This is a genomic window from Mesorhizobium sp. M0058 (genome assembly GCF_040323095.1).
Taxonomy (GTDB): domain Bacteria; phylum Pseudomonadota; class Alphaproteobacteria; order Rhizobiales; family Rhizobiaceae; genus Mesorhizobium.
On the sequence record NZ_JAMYUQ010000016.1, the window covers coordinates 1 to 21,406 of the forward strand.

Consider the following 21,406-nt stretch of genomic DNA (forward strand, 5'->3'; position numbering starts at 1 on the left):
CCGGGGAAAAATTTCGTCGTTTTTGGCCCACCGGGGGCACCCATGTTTATCACCCCGCCGTTTTCCAACCGCCCCGTCTTTCCCCTGGGCCCCCAAACAAACACGCGGGGGCCGGTGCCCGGCGCCTTTTTGTTATGCAGGCTTCGAAATCAGTCCTTTTCGAAGATGCGCGCCTTGGCGACGACGCCGGCGATCGCGCCCCCGATCAGCGGCGCAACGATAAACAGCCAGAGCTGGCCGAGGGCTGTGCCGCCCGTAAACAGCGCCGGGCCGATCGAACGCGCCGGATTGAGCGAGGTGCCGGTCACCGGGATCATGGCGAAATGCAGCCCGGCCAGCGTCAGGCCGATGACAAGGCCGGCGAACGCCGTCGAGTGCTTCTCGGCGGTGACGCCGAGGATGACGGTGACGAAGGTGAAGGTGCCGATCAGCTCCCACAGGAAGGCCGAACTCGTCCCCCACTTCGCCACGTCCCAGCCATTGGCGCCGAAACCGGTGGTGTGCCCGCCGGTCTGGCCGGAGACGATGATCCACAGCGCCAGCGAGGCCAGGATGGCGCCGATGATTTGTGCAATCCAGTAAGGAATGACATCCTTGGCCGGCAGCCGGCCGGCAAGGAAGACGCCGAGCGTGACGGCCGGATTGAGATGCGCGCCCGAGATCGGGCCGACCGCATAGGCCGCCGCAATCAGGCCGATGCCGAACGCCAGGCCGATGGCTTCCTGGCCCAGCGGCAAGTCGGCAAGAAAGCCACCCGTCGCCACCGACGCCGTGCCGATAAACACCAATAGAAATGTCCCTAGAACTTCCGCAAGATACGTTTTCATTGCCCTCTCCTCGTATCGATCCGCCGGTCCGCTTTTCCGCGCCGCGAATCATGGCGCAAAGAGTATTCCCAACGCAAAAGCTTGGAAAGCAGAGCAATTGCGCCACAGATCGTGCTTACGGCGGCCAGTTACCAACATTAGAGACCTTGCATATATTTGAGATTTGTTATCGCCGGCGGGCGGACATTTGCCGGCGGGGAAAATCGTCGGCCGCGAGCGGAAGGCCTCGTCGCCGCGAAATTCAAGCGGGGTTCAATCTCGACGCGAAACGCTCTAAGAGCAGGCCGAAAGATACTGTGCTCGATAGATGGAATGACGAATGCGACTGGGCGGACGGCTGGCGGCAGCCATTGAAGTGCTGGACGACATTGGCCGGCGCCACCGGCCGGTGGCCGATGCGCTGAAAGATTGGGGCCTGTCGCATCGCTTTGCGGGCGGCGGCGACCGCGCGGCGATCGGCAACATCGTCTACGACGCGCTACGCCACAAACGTTCCGCCGGCTGGCTTTTGGGTGAAGACACGCCCCGCGCCATCGGCTTCGGCGCGCTGCTCATCGAATGGGGCCAGACGCCGCAATCGCTCAACGATGCGCTCGAAGGTGACAAGTTCGCGCCGCCGTTGCTCAGCGCCGCCGAGTTGCAGGCGCTGGCCGAGCGCCGGCCTGAAGACGCGCCGGAGGCGGTGCGGGCGGACATACCCGACTGGTGCGCGCCGCTCTTCGAACGATCCTTTGGCGCAGACTGGGTTGCGGAAGGGGCGGCTTTGGCGACCCGCCCGCCGCTCGACATCAGGGTCAATACGCTGCAGTCCGACCGCGCCAAAGTGCTGGCGGAACTCGCCGAAACCGGCGCCACGGCAGCCGCTATCGCGCCACAAGGCATTCGCATCCCGCCCATCGACGGCGACGGCAGGCACCCGAACGTACAGGCCGAGCCGGCCTTCCAGAAAGGCTGGTTCGAGGTCCAGGACGAAGGCTCGCAGATCGTTGCCGCCCTTGCCGGCGCGCAAGCCGGGATGCAGGTGCTCGATTTCTGCGCCGGCGCCGGCGGCAAGACGCTGGCGTTGTCGGCGGCGATGGCCAACAAAGGCCAGGTCTTCGCCCATGATGCCGAAAAAGCGCGGCTGGCGCCGATCTTCGACCGCCTCCGCCGTTCGGAAAACCGCAACGTCCAGGTTGTCACCAAGCCGGCTGAGCTCAGCCCCCTCGCAGGCCACATGGACATCGTGCTGGTCGATGCGCCCTGCACCGGCAGCGGCACCTGGCGGCGCCGTCCAGACGCCAAATGGCGGCTGACGCAGAGACAGCTCGATGCCCGCAAGGGCGAGCAGTCGGCGATCCTCGACGCGGCGAAGGCCTATGTCAAACCGGGCGGCCTGCTGGTCTACATCACCTGTTCGGTGTTCGACGAGGAGAATGGCGAGCAGGTCGCCGCCTTTCGCGAACGCCACAAGGGCTTCGTTCCGGTCGATCATCGCGCGCTTTGGGATGCCAGCTTCCCCGGTCACGCAGCGGCCGCCCGGATCGGCAAGACAAGCGATATCTCGCTGTCGCCGGCTCTGAGCGGCACCGACGGGTTCCATTTCTGTGCGCTGCGTCGGGCGAATTGACGCTGCGATTGACAGGCTGACATAGCGCCAGTTGCAGATGCGCGGCGTCGGCCGCCAGACGGGGTAGAATTCTTGCAAAGATATGTGTCGCTTCTGCTTTTCCTCCTTCTGGTGCTCGGCGGCGGCCTGTTGATCGGCTATGCGACGCTGCCGGGTGAATGGTATGCCTCGCTCGCCAAGCCGCCCTTCAACCCGCCCAACTGGGTCTTCGCGCCGGCCTGGACGCTCCTCTATGTGCTGATCGCCGTGGCCGGCTGGCGGACATGGGAGCGGGAACGAGCAGCCGCCGCGATGAAGATCTGGGCCCTCCAGCTTGTTCTGAACTTCGCGTGGTCGCCGACTTTCTTCGGCGCCAAACAGATGGGGCCGGCACTGGTCGTGATCCTGGCTCTTCTCGCCAGCATTGCGCTGTTCATAGCCACGGTGTGGAACCGCGACCGGGTTTCCGGCTGGCTGTTTGCGCCCTATGCCGCGTGGGTAGCCTTCGCCACCTTGCTCAACGCGTCGCTGCTCCTGTTGAACTGAGTGCTTTGCTGCAGTGCAGCAAAAGCATTTGCGTGGCGTTCAGGCGTCTGCGATAAGCTTTGCAGATAAATCAGGGCGATGGCCATGGCAGCAAAGATCGTACCCGCACCCGACTATGAGGACCGCGTCAGGGCGTCGTTCGCGCGCCAGCAGGCGATGGCGACCATCGGCGCCGAACTGACGCTTGTGACGCCGGGCATCATCGAGATCGAAATGCCCTATTCGGCCGCACTCACGCAGCAGCATGGTTTCCTGCATGCCGGCGTGATTTCGACCGCACTGGACTCGGCTTGCGGCTACGCCGCGTTCTCGCTGATGCCGGAAAATTCCGGCGTGCTGACCATCGAGTTCAAGGTCAATCTCCTGGCGCCCGGCCGGGGCGAACGCTTCCTGTTCCGCGGCTCGGTGACCAAGCCCGGCCGCACCATCATCGTCGCCGACGGCCAGGCCTACGCCTTTGCCGCCGATGGCGAGGCCAAGCTGATCGCGACCATGACCGGCACGATGATGACGGTGGTTGGCCGTGACGGGATAGCAGGCTGATGGCCAAAATTACGCGAATTGGTGGCAAGGACGTCCTCTTCGTCATGGCGGCGCAGGCCGAGTACGGTCCGCATCTGCAAAAACTGTTCACGCCGCTGATGACGGGCGTCGGCCCGGTAGAGGCAGGTGTGCGGCTCGGCGCCGAACTATCATGGCTGAAGTCTGAGAAGACGCTGCCCGATCTCGTCGTCTCGCTCGGCTCCGCCGGCAGCCGCACACTAGAGCAGACGGAAATCTACCAGGCGGTCTCGGTCAGCTATCGCGACATCGACGCTTCGCCGCTAGGCTTCGAAAAAGGCGCGACGCCGTTCCTCGACCTGCCGGTGACCCTCCCGCTATCATTCAGGATTCCGGGCATTAAAGAAGCCAGCCTGTCGACCGGCGGCGCCATCATCACCGGTGCCGCCTATGACGCCATCGCCGCCGACATGGTCGACATGGAAACCTTCGCCTGCCTGCGCGCCTGCCAGTTGTTCGATGTCCCGCTTATCGGCCTGCGCGGCATTTCAGACGGTGCAGCCGATCTGCGCCACGTTGGCGACTGGACCGAATATCTGCATGTCATCGACGAGAAGCTGGCGGATGCAGTCGTGCGCCTCGAACAGGCCATCGGCTCCGGCACGCTACACAAGGAGCAGCCTGGGCAAGAGCCGGCAGCGCTCTGAAAGTCGGGCTACGCACCCCATTGCGCCGACTCGTTTCTTTCTCTAAAGGCTCGCCATGACGACAGCCAATCATCCCGATACAGTCCTGATTGTCGATTTCGGCAGCCAGTTTACGCAGCTCATCGCCCGCCGCATCCGCGAGGCTGGCGTGTTTTCCGAGATCGTGCCGTTCCAATCGGCCGAAGCTGCCTTCAAGCGCATCAATCCGAAAGCCGTGATCCTGTCGGGCGGTCCCGCCTCGACATCGGACATCGGCAGCCCACGCGCGCCCCAGATCGTCTTCGATGCCGGCGTGCCGGTGCTCGGCATCTGCTACGGCCAGATGGCCATGTGCGTGCAGATGGGCGGCGTCGCCGAAAGCTCGAACCATCGCGAATTCGGCCGCGCCTTCGTCGAGATCGAAAAGGACAGCCCGCTGTTCGAAGGCCTGTGGGCGCCCGGCCAGCGTCACCAGGTGTGGATGAGTCATGGCGACCGCGTCATCTCGCTGCCCAAGGGGTTCGAGGTCTTCGGCAAGTCGGAAGGCTCGCCCTTCGCCATTTTCGGCAATGTCGCGCGCAAGATGTACGGCATCATGTTCCACCCGGAAGTTGTGCATACGCCGGATGGCGCCAGGCTGCTGAGAAACTTCGTGCACATCATCGCCGGCATCGAAGGCGACTGGACGATGCGCGCCTATCGTGAGCACGCGGTCGAGACAATTCGCAAACAGGTCGGCAAGGGCAAGGTGATCTGCGCGCTGTCGGGCGGCGTGGATTCATCGGTCGCTGCCTTGCTGATCCACGAAGCGGTAGGCGACCAGCTGACCTGCATTCTTGTCGACCATGGCCTTATGCGCAAGGACGAGGCCGCCGGCGTGGTGGCGATGTTCCGCCAGCACTACAATCTGCCGCTGATCCTGGTCGACGCGTCGGAAAAATTCATCTCGGCGCTGGAAGGCGAGTCCGACCCCGAGAAGAAGCGCAAGACCATCGGCCGGCTGTTCATCGAAGTGTTCGAGGAAGAGGCCAAGAAACTCGGCGGCGCCGATTTCCTGGCGCAAGGCACGCTCTATCCCGACGTCATCGAGAGCGTCTCCTTCACCGGCGGCCCGTCGGTGACCATCAAGTCGCACCATAATGTCGGCGGCCTGCCGGCGCGCATGAACATGCAGTTGGTCGAGCCGCTGCGCGAACTATTCAAGGACGAGGTGAGGGCACTGGGCAAGGAACTCGGCCTGCCCGAAAGTTTTATTGGCCGCCATCCGTTCCCCGGACCAGGCCTTGCCATCCGCTGCCCCGGCGGTATCACCCGCGAAAAGCTCGAAATCCTGCGCGAGGCCGACGCCATCTATCTCGACGAGATCCGCAAGGCCGGCCTCTACGACGCCATCTGGCAGGCTTTCGCCGTGCTGCTTCCGGTGCAGACCGTCGGTGTGATGGGCGACGGCCGCACCTACGAATTCGTCTGCGCCCTGCGCGCCGTGACGTCCGTCGACGGCATGACCGCCGACTTCTACCACTACGACATGGCTTTCCTCGGCGCGGCGGCCACCCGCATCATCAACGAAGTCCGCGGCATCAACCGCGTCGTCTACGACGTGACGTCAAAGCCGCCAGGCACCATCGAGTGGGAGTGATTCAGGCCCACTCAAACGCCGCCGAAAACACGCCATTGTACGCCACAACCATTTGATAACACGTATAAATCCATTCGGAGACAATCAGCGACAATCGGTGCGGAGATTGGATTTGACGGACCGGCTGACGGACCTTCCGCAAATTGCTAGCTCAGATTTTTCGAAGTACCGTCAGATCCAATGAGGCTCTGACGGTGTTTTTTGATGCCTTAAGGCACTGGAGATAAAACGAATGTTCTGCCGAAGAGCCTCGAAATTGTACTGACGGTACTTTTCAGGAGGTACCGGGGAATGCTGACGGACGTCGCCCTTAAAGCCCTGAACCAAAAGAGAAATCTACAAGATTGCGGACCGTGACGGCATGTATGTTCGCGTCATGCCTAGTGGCGCGATCTCCTTTCGGCTGGATTACAGGCTCAACGGAGGCCGCGAGACGCTCTATCTTGGCAGGTATGGACGGGACGGAATCTCGCTTGCCTCAGCCGGGAGAAGTGTCTCGACGCGAAGCGCGCTATTGGCGAGTGACGGTCGCCGGCGATAGAAAAGCAGCGCGACAAGCGCCGAGTTGTCACCCCGGTCTCCGGCCGACTTCAGCGCCGAAATGGCTACCAAACCACAGCGATGTCCGGGCCTTCAAGGCCTCATCTATTCCGGCCAAGCCGGCCCGGAGCGCCGCATTCACTCACATCCCTTGAACCTGAGTGCAGAGCTGCTGCATCGAAGCCATTTGAGCAGCCGAGTTTGCGCCCGAACCCGTGCTGGTTCTGGCGGTCGTATCGCCAGCTGTATTCGAGGATCCCGACGTGCCGGTGGTTGTACCCGAACCAGTGCTGTTGCTGGCCGTGGTGTTACTGCCGGTCGAACCAGAGCTGCCTGAAGTGCCGGTGGCTGTGCCAGAGCCGGTGCCGATACTCGCCGTTGTATCACTGCCGGTCGAAGCCGAGCTACCTGACGTGCCGGTCATTGTGCCAGAGCCAGTGCCGTTACTGGCCGTCATTCTCGAGCAGTCGGAGCGAACCTGTGCCTGCTGTTCAGAGCTCAGGGACGACCAGTTCTTGCGGATCTCATCCTGCGACAGAAGTCTTCCCGAATTGGCGTCGCTGAAGAATGAGCCCGAGAGCTTGCTGTCCCAGCCGCTCGGGATACCGCTTTGGCCTGAGCCGGACGTAGAACTCATACCCGACCCGGCCGATGAGCCGGACGTTCCGTTCGTGCCGCTGGATGTTCCCGACGACTGCGCCAAGGCCGCGGTGGCGAGACAGAGAGAGATCGCTGTAGCTGTCAAAATCTTACGTTTCATGTGAGTCTCCTTTGGGGTTCGACGCCGTTGCGGCGTCGAACCCTAATCTCGAGGAAAGGCACTTGTTCCTGTATAGAGTGGAATTCGATGTCATGATCCTTGTGCACCAGCCTTGGTCTCGAATGCGATGCCGGAGCGCTTCAACGACGACTGACGCCTCAGGCGAGAGCTGTCCGCTACTGGGTGTTAGAGGCGATATGCGGAACGCTTCCCGAATAGTTGGGTGCCACCATCGGGTAATTGCGAGGCAGGTTCCATTTGGTTCGGTAATCGTCCGGATTCATGCCCAGTCGGCCAAGGTGCGAACTGCGTCGGGTCTCGGTTAGAGACAGGAGGGTGGCCTTTGCCGCGGCGTATAGCTCGACATGCGGAGCTCGTCTCGACCGCGCACACTCAATATGTTTTACGATGACGCCGCCAGATGTCATATGAGCGAATGCCTTTCCGGCGAAATAAATTGCTCCCAGCAGGTCGACGCTCAGCACCTTCAGCCAGCCCGCTCTAGTGAATGCCTCAATGGGTTAAAGATTATCAGGCCGGCGCGTTGTTGACGATTATTACCAACCTGCCGAACGCGTGAGCGCAAGTTGACAGCACCGTGATAGCGGCCTCCCCGGCGCGCCCCTTGTCGAACCGATGCGCGCCTTCTCGACCTTGCCTCCACCCACGTCGGCTCACCCGTGCACCTTCGGTGCCCAACCGCATGGCGATGGCCAGTCCAATGCCGCTTGCAGCACCGGTTACAATGCAGCCTTGTTATCCAGGCGCATCGGGTTCGACCTCTTTCTGGGGAGCAGCAAGTGGTTCAGTCCAGCCTTCAGCGACCCGATCCACGCTCAGCAGGCTGCGCGCATAATCCTGTTGCGCGCGAACAATGGCATCGTCTTGCTGTGAGGGAAGAAAGACCGGCAAAGCAAGGCAGACACTTTGTGTGGCCAACAGCTTGTTCCAGTTCGCGATCAGCGCCTTGAAAGCGCGCCCCACCGCCCTCGGATTTCGGTCGAGGTCATAGAGGCCGAGCGGATTGATCCGTCCGTTGTTCTCCCGAAGCGCACTGTCCCAGTCCACCTGATCCGTCAGCGAGTACCAGGTGAAGCCTACGATGGGGATGCCATCGTTGCGGATCCGCAGCACGTTGGCCCACTCTTTCCACAGCCAATAGACGGCCTCGTCTCCATTGGGGCCTTCGCTGATGTTGGTCTCCGTATGCATTACGGGAAGCCGGTAGCGGTTGAAGTACTGCCGCGTGATCTCGTCATAGCCAAACACCTCGCCGGACCCGGACGTCGTTCCGTCTGCCCAAACCCGATGTTCGTTGGTCTGGTAATAGTCGGTGCCCATCACGCAATGCCTGCGCAGATGGCTCTCCAGGAAGAAACTGTATTCTTCGGCCGTCATCCCGTTTTCGAGAAGATAGCGATAGGTGTGCGCGTCGACGTCATGACCGTAGTTGAGATCAAGCGACAGGAAACGCTCGCTGTTGAACCGTTCCGCTCTGCCGACCGCCTCGGGAGAATCGGCGTGGAAGTATTCCGAGGATTCGCTCTGTATGAAGATGGCGTCCGGCCGCACCTCGAGGATCGCCCGCATGGCAAGCACGTTCGCCTTCACGATGTGCTTGAGGGCGGTGACGAAAGCAGTGTCGCTGCTCAGTTGTTCGTTCCACCATCCCCAGCGAGCCGAAAAGGTGGCGCAGATGAACATCTCATTTATTGGGGTGAAGAGCTGGATCCACGGATAGCGCATCGCGAAATCCCTGGCGTAGTGCTCGAATAGTGTCGGAAAGTCCGGGTTCTGGAAGTTGCCAACCCAGTCCGGCACGCCAAAATGGCAAAGGTCGACGATCGGAAGAATGTCTTTCGCCTTCAGGTCCGCGAAGGTCTCATCGGCGAATGCCCAATCATAACGTCCGTCAGCCAGCCATGTTTTGTGGATGGGAGGTCCGTAGCGGAGGAAATGCACCCCGAGATCCTGGACCAGTTCGAAGTCGGTGCGCCATCGTTCGTAGAAGCGGCATTTTTCCATTTCGTCGACGCGCTCCCGGCCTTGTCGAATGGTCGGGGTGCTGTTCTCGATGCCGGTGGCAAACATGAACGTGAACATTGATGGTCCTTAGCCAAGGCGGAGATGCCCGCGCTTGCTCAAACGTTCAGTGCTCGACGCAGTTCCTGCAAGACTGCTTGTCAAGTTCGGTAGGCGCCTGACAACCACGTGCCTGAAATTGGCGGAATTCTATCCCACGGTTCAAGCGAGCAGCTTGCGCCGAACATGGTCGGACTATGCTGGACGGAGAGGTCGGCTTCGGGCCAGCCCAGTTGGCGTCAAACGGGTCTTTGCGAGTGAAAGCGGTACGGCAATTTCTACGAGCTCTACGCGATCGCCGCCGCCGTCCTTGGAGGGTTCTCGTTGCGGGGCGGGGAAGGCTCAATCATTGGTGTGGTGCTTGGAACGATCTTGCTGCAGGTGCTTCAGAACCTTGTCAATCTTCTAGGCATTCCCTCCTCACTCAACTTTGCCGTGAGTGGATCGGTGATCCAGATCGGGGTACTGGCCGACCAGGAATACACAGAGTTTCGAAAGCGCCGCGAATTGATGCGGGGCCGGCTCGCAACCGCCGAAGGTAGGCTGTGATGCCCGAGCCGGTGAAATAGGTTGTTCGCGGCAGTTTCGATCGCCGACCGGTTGGCTGCTTGCGCCCGGGGGGCAGCCGAAGGCCGGGATCTAAAACGCCGCAATATTGCCTCTCGAGCGGCTCCTGCTTCGAAGGCAGTCGCCGCAATGTCGATGCAGTCGGCTCATGATGTGCCGAGTTTCGATCTCGCATGGCGATGTAACTTATGCGATCAGCCCGTACTGCCGTGCCTTGTTGCGCAAGAACGGCAGACCGTTGCCCATTACAACCGCTTCACTCTCGGCCACCGGACGCCACACGCTGAGGCCAAACGCCAGACGCGGATCCATGTTGATGAAGCTCTCCATCGCGAGCCCGCCCTTGAAGCCGATCGCGGCCAGCGTCGCGAACGTCTCATCCCAATTGCAATTGCCCTCGCCTGGGGTGCCGCGATCAGACTCGGAGAGGTGGATATATTTGAGGTAATCGCGGGCGACGATAATACCGTTGCCCATACCTTTCTCCTCGATATTCATGTGGTAGGTATCAAGGTGCACGAACATATTGTCGGCGCCGACTCTCTCGATTAGTGCCACCGCCTGAGCCGCGGTGTTGATGATGTGGTTCTCGTAGCGGTTCACGGCTTCAACACCGAGTTCGATGCCGCGAGACTTGGCTTGCGCGGCGGCGGACGTCATCACTTTCGCAATGTTATCAAGTTCGTCCTGCGTAGGTGGCACGCCAGTACGCTCGCCGATGCCGCCATAGATTACGCCGCATAGCGCCTGGGCTCCGATGTCGGACGTCTTGTCGATAGCCACCTTGAGAAAGTCAATCGCCTCCTGTGGGTGGCGCGATGCCCACGCATATTCGGGCAACCCTAGCGAGCACACCGCCTGCATGCCATTTGCCGCCAGCAGCTTGCGGGTGTGATCGGCATCGCAAGAAAATGGATCGGCCAGCGAAATTTCAATGAAATCGAGATCGTATTTTTTCACCGCCGCTACAGTGTGCTCGGCGCCCTCTACGGACCAACCACTCGTCCACATGCTCGTATGAACGCCAAAACCCTTCATCGTGTTATCCTCATGAAATTGAGCTGCCCGGCAGCCCACCGCAAGATCATGACGCCGATCAGCATGATGCCCCAAATGGCTGTGGCCAGGTGCTGGCTGGCGCCCAAGAGATTCAGTCCCGAAGAAAGCAACTGCAAAACGATGAGGGCTAGGAAGACCGAAACGACCTTGCCGAAGCCGCCAAACGGATTCACCCCGCCCAAGAAGCAGGCAAGCACCGTAATCAGCACATAGGACTCGCCATGGCCGACACGGACGGAATTGAATCGTGCCATCATGATAATGCCGGCCAACGCACACATGGCGCCAGACAGCGCGTAGATCAGAATGATCACGCGTCGCGTCGAGATGCCGGAATAGCGCGTCGCCTCGATGTTGGAGCCGACCATATAGTTTGAAAAGCCAAGCCTGGTTCGGGTCATCAAGACATGCCAGACGATGACTGCGCCGAGCAGTATCAGCAGCGGGACAGGAATGCCGACGATGCTGCCGTGGCCGAGCGGCTGGATGAATTCGGGAAAGCCCGAAATATCGGCGCCGCGGGTCAGAAACTCGCCAAGGCCGCGCAGGAAAATCATCACCGAGAGCGAGACGAGGATGGGGTGCGCGCCGGTATAGGCTATCACCGGGCCCATGACCAAGCCGCTTGCCGTGCCAACGCCGACCGCAAGAACGGAACCGAGTAGAAAGGCATAGATGCTTGCGTCCGGTCCTCCGTTGGCCTGAAGAACCCAGGCGAGCGTGAGGCCGCAGAGATTGGCCGTGAACGTCACGGCGAGATTGATGCCGCCCGAGATGATCGGCATCAACATCGCGAGTGTAAGCAGTCCAAGTTCAGGCAACTGGAAGGCCACCGATTCAAAGGTAGCTTTGGACAGGAATCGCGGCGAGAGAGATCCGAAGAATGCAATCACCAAAATCAATGCCAGCAAAAGTCCGATATTCTCGGCGCCCAACGTGCCGGCAAGACGGCGCAAGAATCCGTGCCGTAGCGCTCCAGTTTCGAGCACGCGCTGCGTCACGTACCCATCCTCTGCCGCAAGCCCGCGAGGATATGCCCGAGCGGCGCGTTGGACAGCGTGATGGCAATCAAGATGATCGCCCCGACGATCATCTTGAAAGCATAGGGAGAGATGCCGAGGAGGTTCAGCCCGTTTTGCGTCACCGACACAAGAAACACGCCAAGGATGCAACCGAGCACGGTGCCGCGCCCGCCACCCAGCCTGGCACCGCCAAGGACAACAGCTGCCAGCACGTCCAGCTCGCGCCCCACCAATGCGTTGGGCACGACTTCCTGGGAATAGTGCACCTGCACAAGTCCCGCGATCCCGGCCATCAAACCAAGCCAGCCGAAGGCAATGAAGTGCATCGCCGCGATGTTGATACCGAGGCGACGGGCGCCCTCCGGGTTATCGCCAAAAGCGTATAGCTGCCGTCCCGTGGTGGTATACCGGATAAGCCCCCAGGTGGCGGCGACACAGACCGCCATGATCGCAACCGGCAGTGTTAGCTCGGCCCAATTGCCATTCGCCTGTTGGAACTCGAAAAGCACAGTGCGATGCGTCCACCAGGCAGGCAGATTGTAGATCGATACACCGTGCGTGAAGAACATCAGCAGGCCGAAAAAAATATTGAAGGTGGCGATGGTGACAACGATTGAAATGATCTGGAAATAGTAGATGAGGCCGGCGTTCACCGCACCCAGGGCGATCCCGACGATTGCCGCCAAGGTGAGGCCGATGAACCAATCACCACCTCCCATTTGGGCTAGAGCCAGCGCCACAACGTATTGAACCACTGACGCGGCCACGGCGAAGGAGATGTCGATGCCCCCAGCGATCAACACCACCAGCAGCCCAACCGCGAAGATCAGATTTGTCGAGCTTGTGTTGAGCAGATTGAAGAGATTGGCAATGGTGAAGAATTTGTCGCTCGCAACGGAGAGACCTGCGCTCATGATGAGAAGAACCACAACGAGCCATGTCTCGGTGGGATGAGCCCGGAAGAGCTTGCCGCGGTTACGCATAGACGGCAGCTTCCAGGTCGCCGAGCGAGATGGCGTGCGGGTCGTATTCGGCGACCATCTTGCCCGCGGCCATATGGAGGATGCGGTCGGCGTTGAAATAGACCTCCGGCACTTCATCGGATATCAGCAGAATCGCCAGGCCTTCGGCAGCAAGCTTGGCGACAATCTCGAAGATGCCGGCCCGCGCGCCAACGTCCACCCCCACGGTTGGCGAATCAAGAATGATCAGTTTCAGTCCGACCGCCAGCCATTTGGCGATGGCCACCCTTTGCTGGTTGCCGCCTGAGAGCGTGGAAATCGCATCGGTCTGCCGCCCGACTTTTATCGCCAATTCCTCGATCCAATGATTGACGAGCGCATCCTTCTTCTCCGAGGAGATCAGCCCTCGATCAAGGATCTTGTCGAGCACCGGGATAACGGCGTTGTCGGCGATGGATTGAGCTTGTATGAGACCAAGGGACAAGCGGTCTTCGGAGAGATATCCAATACCCGCGCGGATTGCGTCGCGGTTGGAGTTCAGATGAAGAACCGTCCCGTTGAGTGCGATGCTGCCGCGGTCTGGGCGCAGCATGCCGAAAATCGAAAGCGCGAGTTCTGTGCGACCGGCGCCGAGTAGCCCGGTCAGGCCAAGCGTTTCACCGCGCCGTATTGTCAGCGAAACGTCGTCATAGTCGCCTGCGCGGGTCAATCGGTCGATCTTCAACACGACGGGTGATCCACTAAGGTTTCTCGTGCTCACGGTTTGGTCGAAAGTCTTGCCGGTCATTAGTTCGGTGAGGCGTGATTGGGTCATTCCGGCGGTCGGGAACACCCCAACGACCTTACCGTCGCGCAGAACGGTGACGCGACTTGAGATCTCCAGAACTTCTGCAAGGCGATGGCTGACGAAGACGATGGCCATGCCTTCATTCGAGAGTGTTCGAACGATCGCGAGCAACCGGTCTGTTTCCGATTGAGTAAGCGACGATGTGGGCTCGTCCATGAAAATAACCTTCGCATCGCCGGCGAGCGCCCGGGCGATGGCGACGATCTGACGTTGGGCGATTGCAAAGCTACGCAGAGGCGCGTCGACATCGAGGTCGGCGCCAAGCCGCGCCAACAGCCCTCGCGCCACCTCGCGAATGCGCGAATGATCGACGAGCCGAGGCATGTTGCCGAGGACAGTTCTGATCCCGATATTTTCCGCGACTGTCATTTCAGGAAACAGTGCGAGGTCCTGCCAGATGACTTCCACCCCGGCGCTGCGCGCCGCAGCCGGCGACATGATGTCGACAGACTTTCCGGCGATCGACATGTTTGCGCCGGCTAGTGGCTGACAAACGCCGGTGATTACCTTGATCAGGGTGCTCTTGCCGCTGCCGTTCTCACCGGCGATGCATTGCACTTCACCCGGGAGAACCTCGAAGGCGACATCCTGGAGGGCTCTAACGCCACCAAATGTGACGCTTATGTTGCTAAACGACAGAACCGATGGGAGGTCCTGCGTCGTAGACGCGACGAGGTTCACGGCGGGCCCTTCTGAAATGACAAGGATGGGGCGTGCCGGGATTGATCTGCCACCCCGGCACGCCAGCCATGGTCCGCCATCTAAAGCCCTAGGGCTGCAAGACCATCGACCGTTTCGACCGTGATAGGCTGCACAGCGTCCACGATGATGGTGCCGGTTTTGAAGTCAGGGTGAACGACACCCAGACCTTCGATCGTCATGCCGTCGGTGATTTCACCGCCGCCCGCCAGAAAATCAGCCATCGTTACGAATACTTTGCCCGCTTCCAGAGGATTCCACATATAGCCGCCGTCAATAATGCCGGATTTGAGCATTGCGCTGCCTTGGCTAGGCGAGAATGAACCGACAAGAACCACCTTGTCACCAAGCTTCTGCTCCTCGATCGCGCGTCCGGCGCCGATCGGTCCCTGACTGCCGAACGTCAGGAAGCCGCCGAGGTCAGGATTGGCGGCAAGCACATCCAGAGCCGTCTTTCGGCTGTCATCGGCGCTCTCGGCGACGCCATATCTGTCGCCAACCATCTGCATGTCGGGAAAGTTCTTCTTCAGGTAGGCGATTGCAGCATCGGCCCAGGCATTGTGTGCGGGCACAGTAAGAGAACCTACGTACACCACGTACTTGCCTTTGCCGCCCATTTTCTCGGCAAATAGCTTGGCATGGGCCTCACCGAAACCAACGGCCGAGACCATTTCGAAGTCCCAATCAGCGTTCACCTGGTCTGGCGATTCATGGGTTATGACCTTGATGCCCGTGTCGCGCGCCTTTTTTAGAACCGGCTCGAGAACGTTTGCATCATTCGGCACGACGCCAATTACGCTGACGCCCTGAGCTATCAGGTCTTCGATCGCGCGGACCTGAAGTGCCGGGTCGGCGCTGGTCGGCCCGACCATGAAGCCGTCGTCGCCAAGCTCTTTCGACTTTTCCTTTATTCCCGTTTCCATGGCATTGAACCAGGGAATGCCGCCGATCTTCACGACGACTCCAACCTTGACGTCCTTTGCCAGCGCAGCATTCATTGTGGCGACCGAAAGGGCTGCGCCGAACGCTGCCGCGAGTATAGTTCTTGCTAACATTTAATTCCTCCCTGATTGACGAGTTTTTGAGTTGCCTATTGCCCATGTCGGCTTTGTTTGGCCCACCCCTTTGTGCCCGACGGCATTGACGCACTCGGCGCCGCATTCCTCCCAGAACGCGCCATAAAAGACTTTGAATGCCGGCCGGTCAAGGTGCTAAATAGATTTAGCAAGGCGGTCACGCCACCAGCGTCTAAAAACATTTCTCGATTGATGTAAACGATCCGCCCTTTCGCACTCAGGCTGCACCCGTAGAAAGGACATGCGATCCCCCGCGAGCCTTGGGTGGAGGCGGTGCTACCCAGATCCGAGGTGCTGATGAACGGAGTTGAACTTCTGCAACGATGTCTCGTGACAAAGAATTGCTAGTGGTCGATGCTCGATTTGGATGCCGAATCCCAATCTTCCTGGGCGCCGTCATGCTCTCCGGTTCGCCCAAAGCTGGTCGGTACGGTCACCAGCGGAAAGTGGTCTATCGAATAATTCTCCAGAAGCGAAAATCCTTCAGCAATCATCACCTCGACATTCTGTCGGACCATGGTCACATCGAAGGGCAAATGCGCCGCGAATGGATCCCAGTCGAAGCTTCCGACAACAACCCGTCCAAGCTCACTTGAGGCTAGCGTCGAAGTGAACCGCAATGTTCCTTCAAGTGCGGTCACGCCGTTGACGAACATACCTGAGGGCAGATGCCCAAGCTGAGCGTATCGTGCAGCGAGAGACCGAGCAGCGTTGGTCGGTGCGTATCCGCAGCAGTCAATCGTGCCCGGGCCCGTAACAATCCCATGCGCTGCCAGCGCATCGTGAAAACCCAGCAAACGGCTACGTGTTGCGTCATCATCGCTGACCCCGCCAAAGAAGAAGAGATCTTCGGTGGAGCCCCCTCGTTCTTTCAATTTCTGAACAATGATCTCTGTGAGCGCCTTGGCGCCCCCGTAGTTGTCAGAAACAACTGAGGGAGCCCGGCGGCCTGGCAGATCGATGTTGATGCACCGGACGCCCGCTGCCCGGCACAGATCATTCAGCGGATCGGGGTCACGAACGCCCGCAAGGAAGAGAAATTCCACCTGCTGGGCCAGCAGGGTTTCCGTCACACTCAACTCGTTATCAGGATTGCGATGGGTGCTGACGACGATCGGGCACAAGCGGTGGACGCGGGATTCCGCTTCAAAGGCTTCGGCCAATCCGGCGAAGAAGCGATTGCGGTAATGTGGCAAGATCATTCCAGCGAGCCCGGATCGGGAAAGCCGCAATCCTCGTGCCTTGAGGTTGACAGCATAGCCAAGCCGCTCAGCCCAATCGAGGATGGTCGCTGCGGTTTCCGCCTTGATCCGGTGCTGTTGCCACGAGCCATTGAGGACGAGACTAACCGCTGTCGGGGACAACTTTGCCGCCACCGCGATGTCATAAATCGTTGACTTGCGCCGGACAGACTTTCTCGCCATTCGTGACGCTCCTACTAGCAGATGCAGTAGACGCTAGTGCGGGGTCAAGGCAACATCTCTAAATTGCGTCAAACGGTTTGGAGGAGCGACCCCACGGAAGGACGCGGCCTCTCGTGCCTCCGGTCCGGTCTCCCTGATTGTCTCGATCGTTGCAATGACAGCGCCAGGGAAATCGGCAGATTTGGGATTTTCCCTGAAGCTTTCGTTCAGCGTCCCTGGAGACACCAACCCCAGTGTTTCGGCTTTGGTCTCCCCGATGATCAATCACCTTGCAAAGGTCGACGAGAAGTTTCGATCAGTTTGGAGCCCACCGTTGGCGATGGTCGGGCGCACGCGTCACGATCGAGTCCTCCGTTTCAATAGCGGGAAGATGAAGCTTTGGGTTTCTGAGTCTCTATCTGGCCCCAAAAGGGTGCTGCCGGATGCGCCTTCGTCTCCGGGCGTTGTTTGCGTACTTGGCCGAGGTGCCCTTGCTTGGCAAGTTCCTTCCGCGACAAGGGTCTGCTCGACAGCATTTTCGTCGCTATTGCCAATGCGGAGCCCCGGAGGATCAAAACCGGTTAGCAGCATGATGCCGACGGTTCAGAGCAAGCGACTCAGATTCCCGATTTGCTCAGAGTCTCCCAGCCTGTGGCTCTCCGTGCAGCAGGCCTTGAGCGTCTGGCTCGACCTTTTTGAAAGCTCGCCTCCAATCGGTGGACGAGTTTGGCGGCAAGGCTAGTCGTCTCCATCGGTGTTATGATCGATGCCAGGGAGGCCGCCTGGACCATGGCGTGAACTCATTGCCGTATGCTGGCAGTGCAAGGCAATGAACTGACTGCACAACATGTAGGTGCATTCGTGGATCAAATTTCCAGATAGCCAAGCAGCGCGCGTATCTCGATTAGGTGGCAAGGAGTTGCGAAAGCTATGTTCGCAGTTTGAGAATCGTCCGATATGCCGCACAACGATGCCGGCAAGACGAGCCGAGAATGATCTGACGCAATGTTCAGATCCAAGAAGGACGGTTACCTGTGGCCCAGAAAGGAATCACACTAAAGGACGTTGCCGCAGCGGCTAAGGTGTCGCGCGCCACGGCCGCCCGGGCGCTCAACAGCTATGGTTACGTTGGCGACGAGACGGCGCTCCGCGTGGTTGAGGCAGCCGAAAGGCTGGGCTATCGGGCCAACCTCGTCGCGCAGGCGCTGCGCAGCGGACAATTGCCGATCATAGGCTTCGTGCCCGGCGATATCCAGAATCCGTTCTTCGCCCGAATCGCGCACGACATAGAGGTGGAACTGCGCAAGCACCGCCACAATCTTCTGATTGCCAGCAGCGAGGAGAATGTAGAACAGGAGAAAGAACTGCTTGAGAGCCTTCGCTCGCTCAGCATTCGCGGCTTCATCCTTGCCCCAACGTCTGCAACCGACAGCCAGCATATTGTGCAACTGGCCCGCGAAGGCGCACCGATCGTGCTCATCGACCGCGTGGTAAAGGACCTGCAATGCGACAGCGTCGTCGTCGACAACGAGGGCGGGGCACGCGAGGCAGTGGACTATCTGGTTGGCAACGGTCACCACCGGATCGGTCTTTTGCGCGACGAGTCACGCATCTTTACGGCACAGGAACGCTTGGCTGGCTACCAAAACTCGCTCCACTCGCATGGGATCGCAATCGATGAAGCGCTCATCGGCGTATCGCGCTCGACCGTGGAGCACGCCATCGAAGCCACGATCCGCCTGTTCAGCCGGCGCAATCGCCCGACCGCACTGTTCACGGTGGACAGCCTCATGACGCAAGGCGCGCTTCTTGGCCTGCGTTCAATGGGGCTCTCGATTCCGCATGATGTGTCGGTGGTTGGCTTCGATGACTTCAACCTCGCCACGTTCACCGATCCGCAGATAACGGTCGTGGCGCAACCCATCTCCGAGATCGGACCGCTCGCCGCCAGATATCTGCTGGAGCGGCTTGCCGGCAAAAAGGTTGCACCGCGCCGTACCCGATTTCAGACCCGCTTGATCGTACGCGGATCGGTTGCCCGGCGCGCTGTGCGCTAAAGAGCAAACCCCTCGATTTCGGAGAATTTCGTCTAAAGGACTTGCCATTGGCGAAATTGCGTGCCCATTATTGCTTGTGAGATCGATCTCACATCGGAAAAACGAGCTAGACGGCCCACCGACGCCTAAGGCGGGCTAGAGGCCTGTCACATGCGAAATACAAGGAAAACGTCATGCTGAACTTCGATAGGGACCGCTTCGTGAAGATCCAAAGCGGGGCCGTCGCCGTCGCAGGTGAGGTTCGCTCACTCATGCGCACACTGCTGGCAGATGGCGTCGAGCGGCTGTTTTTCATGGGCACCGGCGGCGTGCAGCTTCTAACCTTGCCCGCGATCGAGTTGGCGCAGCGCTGTTCTACCTTCCCGGTGAGCGGTGCCTATCCGGCGCAGGTCGTGATCGATCCGCCCGCCGGTCTCGACAGCAAGGCCGTGGTGGTCATCCCGTCCTTGTCGGGCACGACCAAGGAAGGCGTCGAGCTCATGGCCTTTCTGAAAAAACGTGGTGTGCGCACGATTTCGCTCACCGGCCATTCGGATACGCCAATCGCACGGGAGGCTGACCACAATTTCACGAACTTCGCCGAAGACGACACCTCGTCGGAATCCTTCTACCTGCAGACGCTGCTGATCGTCCTGGCCCTGCTGGAAGAGCGCGGCGAATATGATGATTTTGATGGCACTGTCGCCGAACTCAAACTGCTGCCGGATCTGCTTGCCGACGCCAAGGCTGCCTTTGAGGACAGGGCGGCCGAACTGGCCCAGACAATCAAGGACGATACCTATCACATCTTCACCGGCGCCGGCTCGGTGTGGCCGGAGGCACACTATTACGGCATGTGCATCCTCGAAGAGATGCAGTGGATTCGCACCCGCCCGGTGCACGCCGCCGACTTCTTCCACGGTACGCTCGAGTTGGTCGAGCCGGGCGTCAGCGTTTTCGTGTTCAAGGGCGAAGATGCCCTTCGGCCCCTGGCCGACCGGGTCGAGAACTTCGCCAGGCGCTACACGGACCGCGTTCGCACGCTGGACGCGGCCTCGGTCAAGTTGCCGGGCATCTCCGCAAAGGTCCGCGGCATGATCTCGCCGGTTCTGCTCGCCACCTTGCTCGAGCGGCTGAGCGCCCATCTCGAGGTGCTGCGCAACCACCCGCTGACCACCCGTCGCTACTACAAACGCGTGGAATATTGATCCCCTCTTACCTCTGAAGGAGCTATCCATGAAACGTTCGCTGCAAGTCGTGGCGGTCACGGTGGCCGCGGTATCATCATTGGGGTTGTCGATAAGCGGCAGTTCCGCCGCTTCGCCGGCTGTCACGGCCGACCCAAACGCCAAGGTGGAATACACCGGCACGCTTTCGGTCCTGACCAAGTTCGGGCTGCAACAGCTGTCGCCCTATTTCGTCAACCTGGCACAGGCCTATGAGAAGCTCCATCCGGATGTGAAGGTCGAACTTATCCAGGAGAGCGACGACAGCGTGAAGGGCAAGACCAAGACGCTGGTCGCTTCCAACTCGCTGCCCGATATCTATTTCTCCTGGACAGGCAGTTGGGGTGGCAATTTCGTGCGCGGCAATCGCGCCGTTGATCTCACGCCCGTCATTGCTGCCGATACCGAGTGGGGCAAGTCGCTGTCTCCAGCCGCCGTCAAGGCGTTCCAGTACAACGGCAAGTTCTATGGCATTCCGCTTTACCAGGATGCCAAGTTCATGGGCTACAACAAGCAGATGTTCGCCAAGCTCAGCCTCAAGGCACCCGCCACTTTCGAGGACTTGCTGACCAGCTGCGACGCCATCCGCAAATCCGGCGTGACACCGATCTCCTTCGGCAACAAGGAGGCTTGGCCGGCGATCCACTTTGCAGGCCAGCTGCTCGCCTACAACGTGCCGCAGGCAACGCTGGAACGCGACTTCGATCCGGCCACCGCCCAATACAGCGATCCAGGCTATGTCGCAGCACTCAAGCAGTTCAGCCAGCTTGTCGAGCGCTGCACCGATGGCGCCGGCGTCAACGGCACATCCTATGCCTCGGCTCTCCAGGCCTTCACCAACGCGCAGTCGGCCATGTACTACCAGGAGATCATCGAGTTCGATCAGGCCGCCACGCCGGAGTCGGCGTTAAAGCCCGCCGATTTCGGATTCTTCCGGCTGCCGGTGCCCGCCGGCGCCAAGGGTGACGCCAGGTCGATCGAGGGCGCGCCGGAGGGCTACATGATCAATGCGGCATCGAAGAACATCCCGCTGGCGATCGATTTCATGAAGTTCGTGACTTCGAAGGAAAATGCGCAGGTGCTGTCTGCGCCACCCTATGGCCAGCCGAGCGCCACCATCGGCGGCGCCTCGGAATCGAACATGAGCGCGGCTGTGGTCGATGGCCTCAGGGATATCAACGCCGCCTCATACCTCATGCCCTGGCTGGATACGGCCAACCCACCGCGCGTCGCCGCCGTCTGGCTGTCCAGCCTGCAGGCGCTGGCGGGCGGCTCGATGACGCCCGAGCAAGTGATGGACGAGGTGCGCAAAGCCGCATCCGCGGCCAAATAAAGCAGGC

18 protein-coding genes and 2 pseudogenes are annotated in these 21,406 nt (G+C 60.1%); 11 read left to right on the top strand and 9 right to left on the bottom strand.

Annotation, left to right across the window (positions count from 1 at the left end):
* Window positions 1–149 precede the first annotated feature (149 nt).
* Window positions 150–827, bottom strand: a complete 678-nt coding sequence (locus tag NKJ75_RS25405) for an MIP/aquaporin family protein (protein ID WP_023834020.1) — start codon at window positions 825–827, stop codon at window positions 150–152.
* A 319-nt stretch (window positions 828–1,146) separates the two neighbouring features.
* Here NKJ75_RS25405 and NKJ75_RS25410 point away from each other — a divergent pair, with 319 nt between their 5' ends.
* The 7 genes and pseudogenes from NKJ75_RS25410 to NKJ75_RS25440 all read left to right on the top strand — a co-directional run bounded on the left by NKJ75_RS25410 (window position 1,147) and on the right by NKJ75_RS25440 (window position 7,091).
* Window positions 1,147–2,436, top strand: coding sequence for an RsmB/NOP family class I SAM-dependent RNA methyltransferase (locus NKJ75_RS25410; RefSeq protein WP_023834019.1), 1,290 nt, complete (start codon window positions 1,147–1,149; stop codon window positions 2,434–2,436).
* Window positions 2,437–2,508: 72 nt separating this feature from the next.
* Window positions 2,509–2,961 carry a TspO/MBR family protein gene (locus tag NKJ75_RS25415; protein WP_023704461.1) on the top strand — a complete coding sequence of 151 codons (453 nt, stop codon included), beginning with the start codon at window positions 2,509–2,511 and terminating at the stop codon, window positions 2,959–2,961.
* Between the two features lie 84 nt (window positions 2,962–3,045).
* Window positions 3,046–3,504: a PaaI family thioesterase gene (locus NKJ75_RS25420; protein ID WP_023686843.1), complete on the top strand. Its 459-nt coding sequence runs from the start codon at window positions 3,046–3,048 to the stop codon at window positions 3,502–3,504.
* Window positions 3,504–4,169 (top strand): 5'-methylthioadenosine/S-adenosylhomocysteine nucleosidase, encoded by a 666-nt coding sequence (locus tag NKJ75_RS25425; RefSeq protein ID WP_031204112.1) that lies wholly within the window; start codon window positions 3,504–3,506, stop codon window positions 4,167–4,169. Before NKJ75_RS25420 ends, NKJ75_RS25425 begins: the two co-directional genes overlap by 1 nt.
* A gap of 55 nt (window positions 4,170–4,224) precedes the next feature.
* On the top strand, window positions 4,225–5,787 hold the full coding sequence (guaA, locus tag NKJ75_RS25430) for a glutamine-hydrolyzing GMP synthase (RefSeq protein ID WP_352497997.1): 1,563 nt from the start codon (window positions 4,225–4,227) through the stop codon (window positions 5,785–5,787).
* 291 nt (window positions 5,788–6,078) lie between these two features.
* Window positions 6,079–6,309: pseudogene (locus NKJ75_RS25435) on the top strand (Arm DNA-binding domain-containing protein); the annotation flags it as partial.
* 233 nt (window positions 6,310–6,542) lie between these two features.
* Window positions 6,543–7,091, top strand: a complete 549-nt coding sequence (locus NKJ75_RS25440) for a hypothetical protein (protein WP_023728077.1) — start codon at window positions 6,543–6,545, stop codon at window positions 7,089–7,091.
* Window positions 7,092–7,263: 172 nt separating this feature from the next.
* Here NKJ75_RS25440 and NKJ75_RS32895 read toward each other — a convergent pair whose 3' ends face one another.
* Both NKJ75_RS32895 and NKJ75_RS25455 read right to left on the bottom strand, forming a co-directional pair.
* Window positions 7,264–7,572: a MucR family transcriptional regulator gene (locus NKJ75_RS32895; RefSeq protein WP_155923233.1), complete on the bottom strand. Its 309-nt coding sequence runs from the start codon at window positions 7,570–7,572 to the stop codon at window positions 7,264–7,266.
* A 271-nt stretch (window positions 7,573–7,843) separates the two neighbouring features.
* Window positions 7,844–9,190, bottom strand: coding sequence for a family 1 glycosylhydrolase (locus NKJ75_RS25455; RefSeq protein WP_352500335.1), 1,347 nt, complete (start codon window positions 9,188–9,190; stop codon window positions 7,844–7,846).
* A 246-nt stretch (window positions 9,191–9,436) separates the two neighbouring features.
* On the opposite strand from NKJ75_RS25455, the pseudogene NKJ75_RS25460 reads away from it, so the two are divergent.
* A pseudogene (locus NKJ75_RS25460) lies at window positions 9,437–9,718 on the top strand (ABC transporter permease subunit); the annotation flags it as partial.
* 204 nt (window positions 9,719–9,922) lie between these two features.
* Here the strand turns inward: NKJ75_RS25460 and NKJ75_RS25465 are convergent.
* From NKJ75_RS25465 to NKJ75_RS25490, 6 genes are all read right to left on the bottom strand, one after another.
* A complete protein-coding gene (locus tag NKJ75_RS25465) occupies window positions 9,923–10,774 on the bottom strand; it encodes a sugar phosphate isomerase/epimerase family protein (protein WP_031204621.1) in 852 nt (283 codons plus the stop codon).
* On the bottom strand, window positions 10,771–11,751 hold the full coding sequence (locus NKJ75_RS25470) for an ABC transporter permease (RefSeq protein ID WP_027050208.1): 981 nt from the start codon (window positions 11,749–11,751) through the stop codon (window positions 10,771–10,773). Before NKJ75_RS25470 ends, NKJ75_RS25465 begins: the two co-directional genes overlap by 4 nt.
* A 41-nt stretch (window positions 11,752–11,792) precedes the next feature.
* On the bottom strand, window positions 11,793–12,800 hold the full coding sequence (locus NKJ75_RS25475) for an ABC transporter permease (RefSeq protein WP_023667741.1): 1,008 nt from the start codon (window positions 12,798–12,800) through the stop codon (window positions 11,793–11,795).
* A complete protein-coding gene (locus NKJ75_RS25480; RefSeq protein WP_050591314.1) occupies window positions 12,793–14,307 on the bottom strand; it encodes a sugar ABC transporter ATP-binding protein in 1,515 nt (504 codons plus the stop codon). Before NKJ75_RS25480 ends, NKJ75_RS25475 begins: the two co-directional genes overlap by 8 nt.
* Before the next feature lie 80 nt (window positions 14,308–14,387).
* Window positions 14,388–15,380 (bottom strand): substrate-binding domain-containing protein, encoded by a 993-nt coding sequence (locus tag NKJ75_RS25485; RefSeq protein WP_031204618.1) that lies wholly within the window; start codon window positions 15,378–15,380, stop codon window positions 14,388–14,390.
* 365 nt (window positions 15,381–15,745) lie between these two features.
* A complete protein-coding gene (locus NKJ75_RS25490) occupies window positions 15,746–16,825 on the bottom strand; it encodes a LacI family DNA-binding transcriptional regulator (protein ID WP_023667744.1) in 1,080 nt (359 codons plus the stop codon).
* A 1,013-nt stretch (window positions 16,826–17,838) separates the two neighbouring features.
* On the opposite strand from NKJ75_RS25490, the gene NKJ75_RS25495 reads away from it, so the two are divergent.
* The 3 genes from NKJ75_RS25495 (at window position 17,839) to NKJ75_RS25505 (ending at window position 21,399) form a co-directional block, all read left to right on the top strand.
* Entirely contained in the window at window positions 17,839–18,861 is a 1,023-nt protein-coding gene (locus NKJ75_RS25495) for a LacI family DNA-binding transcriptional regulator (protein WP_023686868.1), read from the top strand.
* A 173-nt stretch (window positions 18,862–19,034) separates the two neighbouring features.
* A complete protein-coding gene (locus NKJ75_RS25500) occupies window positions 19,035–20,048 on the top strand; it encodes an SIS domain-containing protein (RefSeq protein ID WP_023686869.1) in 1,014 nt (337 codons plus the stop codon).
* Between the two features lie 28 nt (window positions 20,049–20,076).
* Window positions 20,077–21,399, top strand: a complete 1,323-nt coding sequence (locus NKJ75_RS25505; protein ID WP_352500336.1) for an ABC transporter substrate-binding protein — start codon at window positions 20,077–20,079, stop codon at window positions 21,397–21,399.
* Window positions 21,400–21,406: the final 7 nt, after the last annotated feature.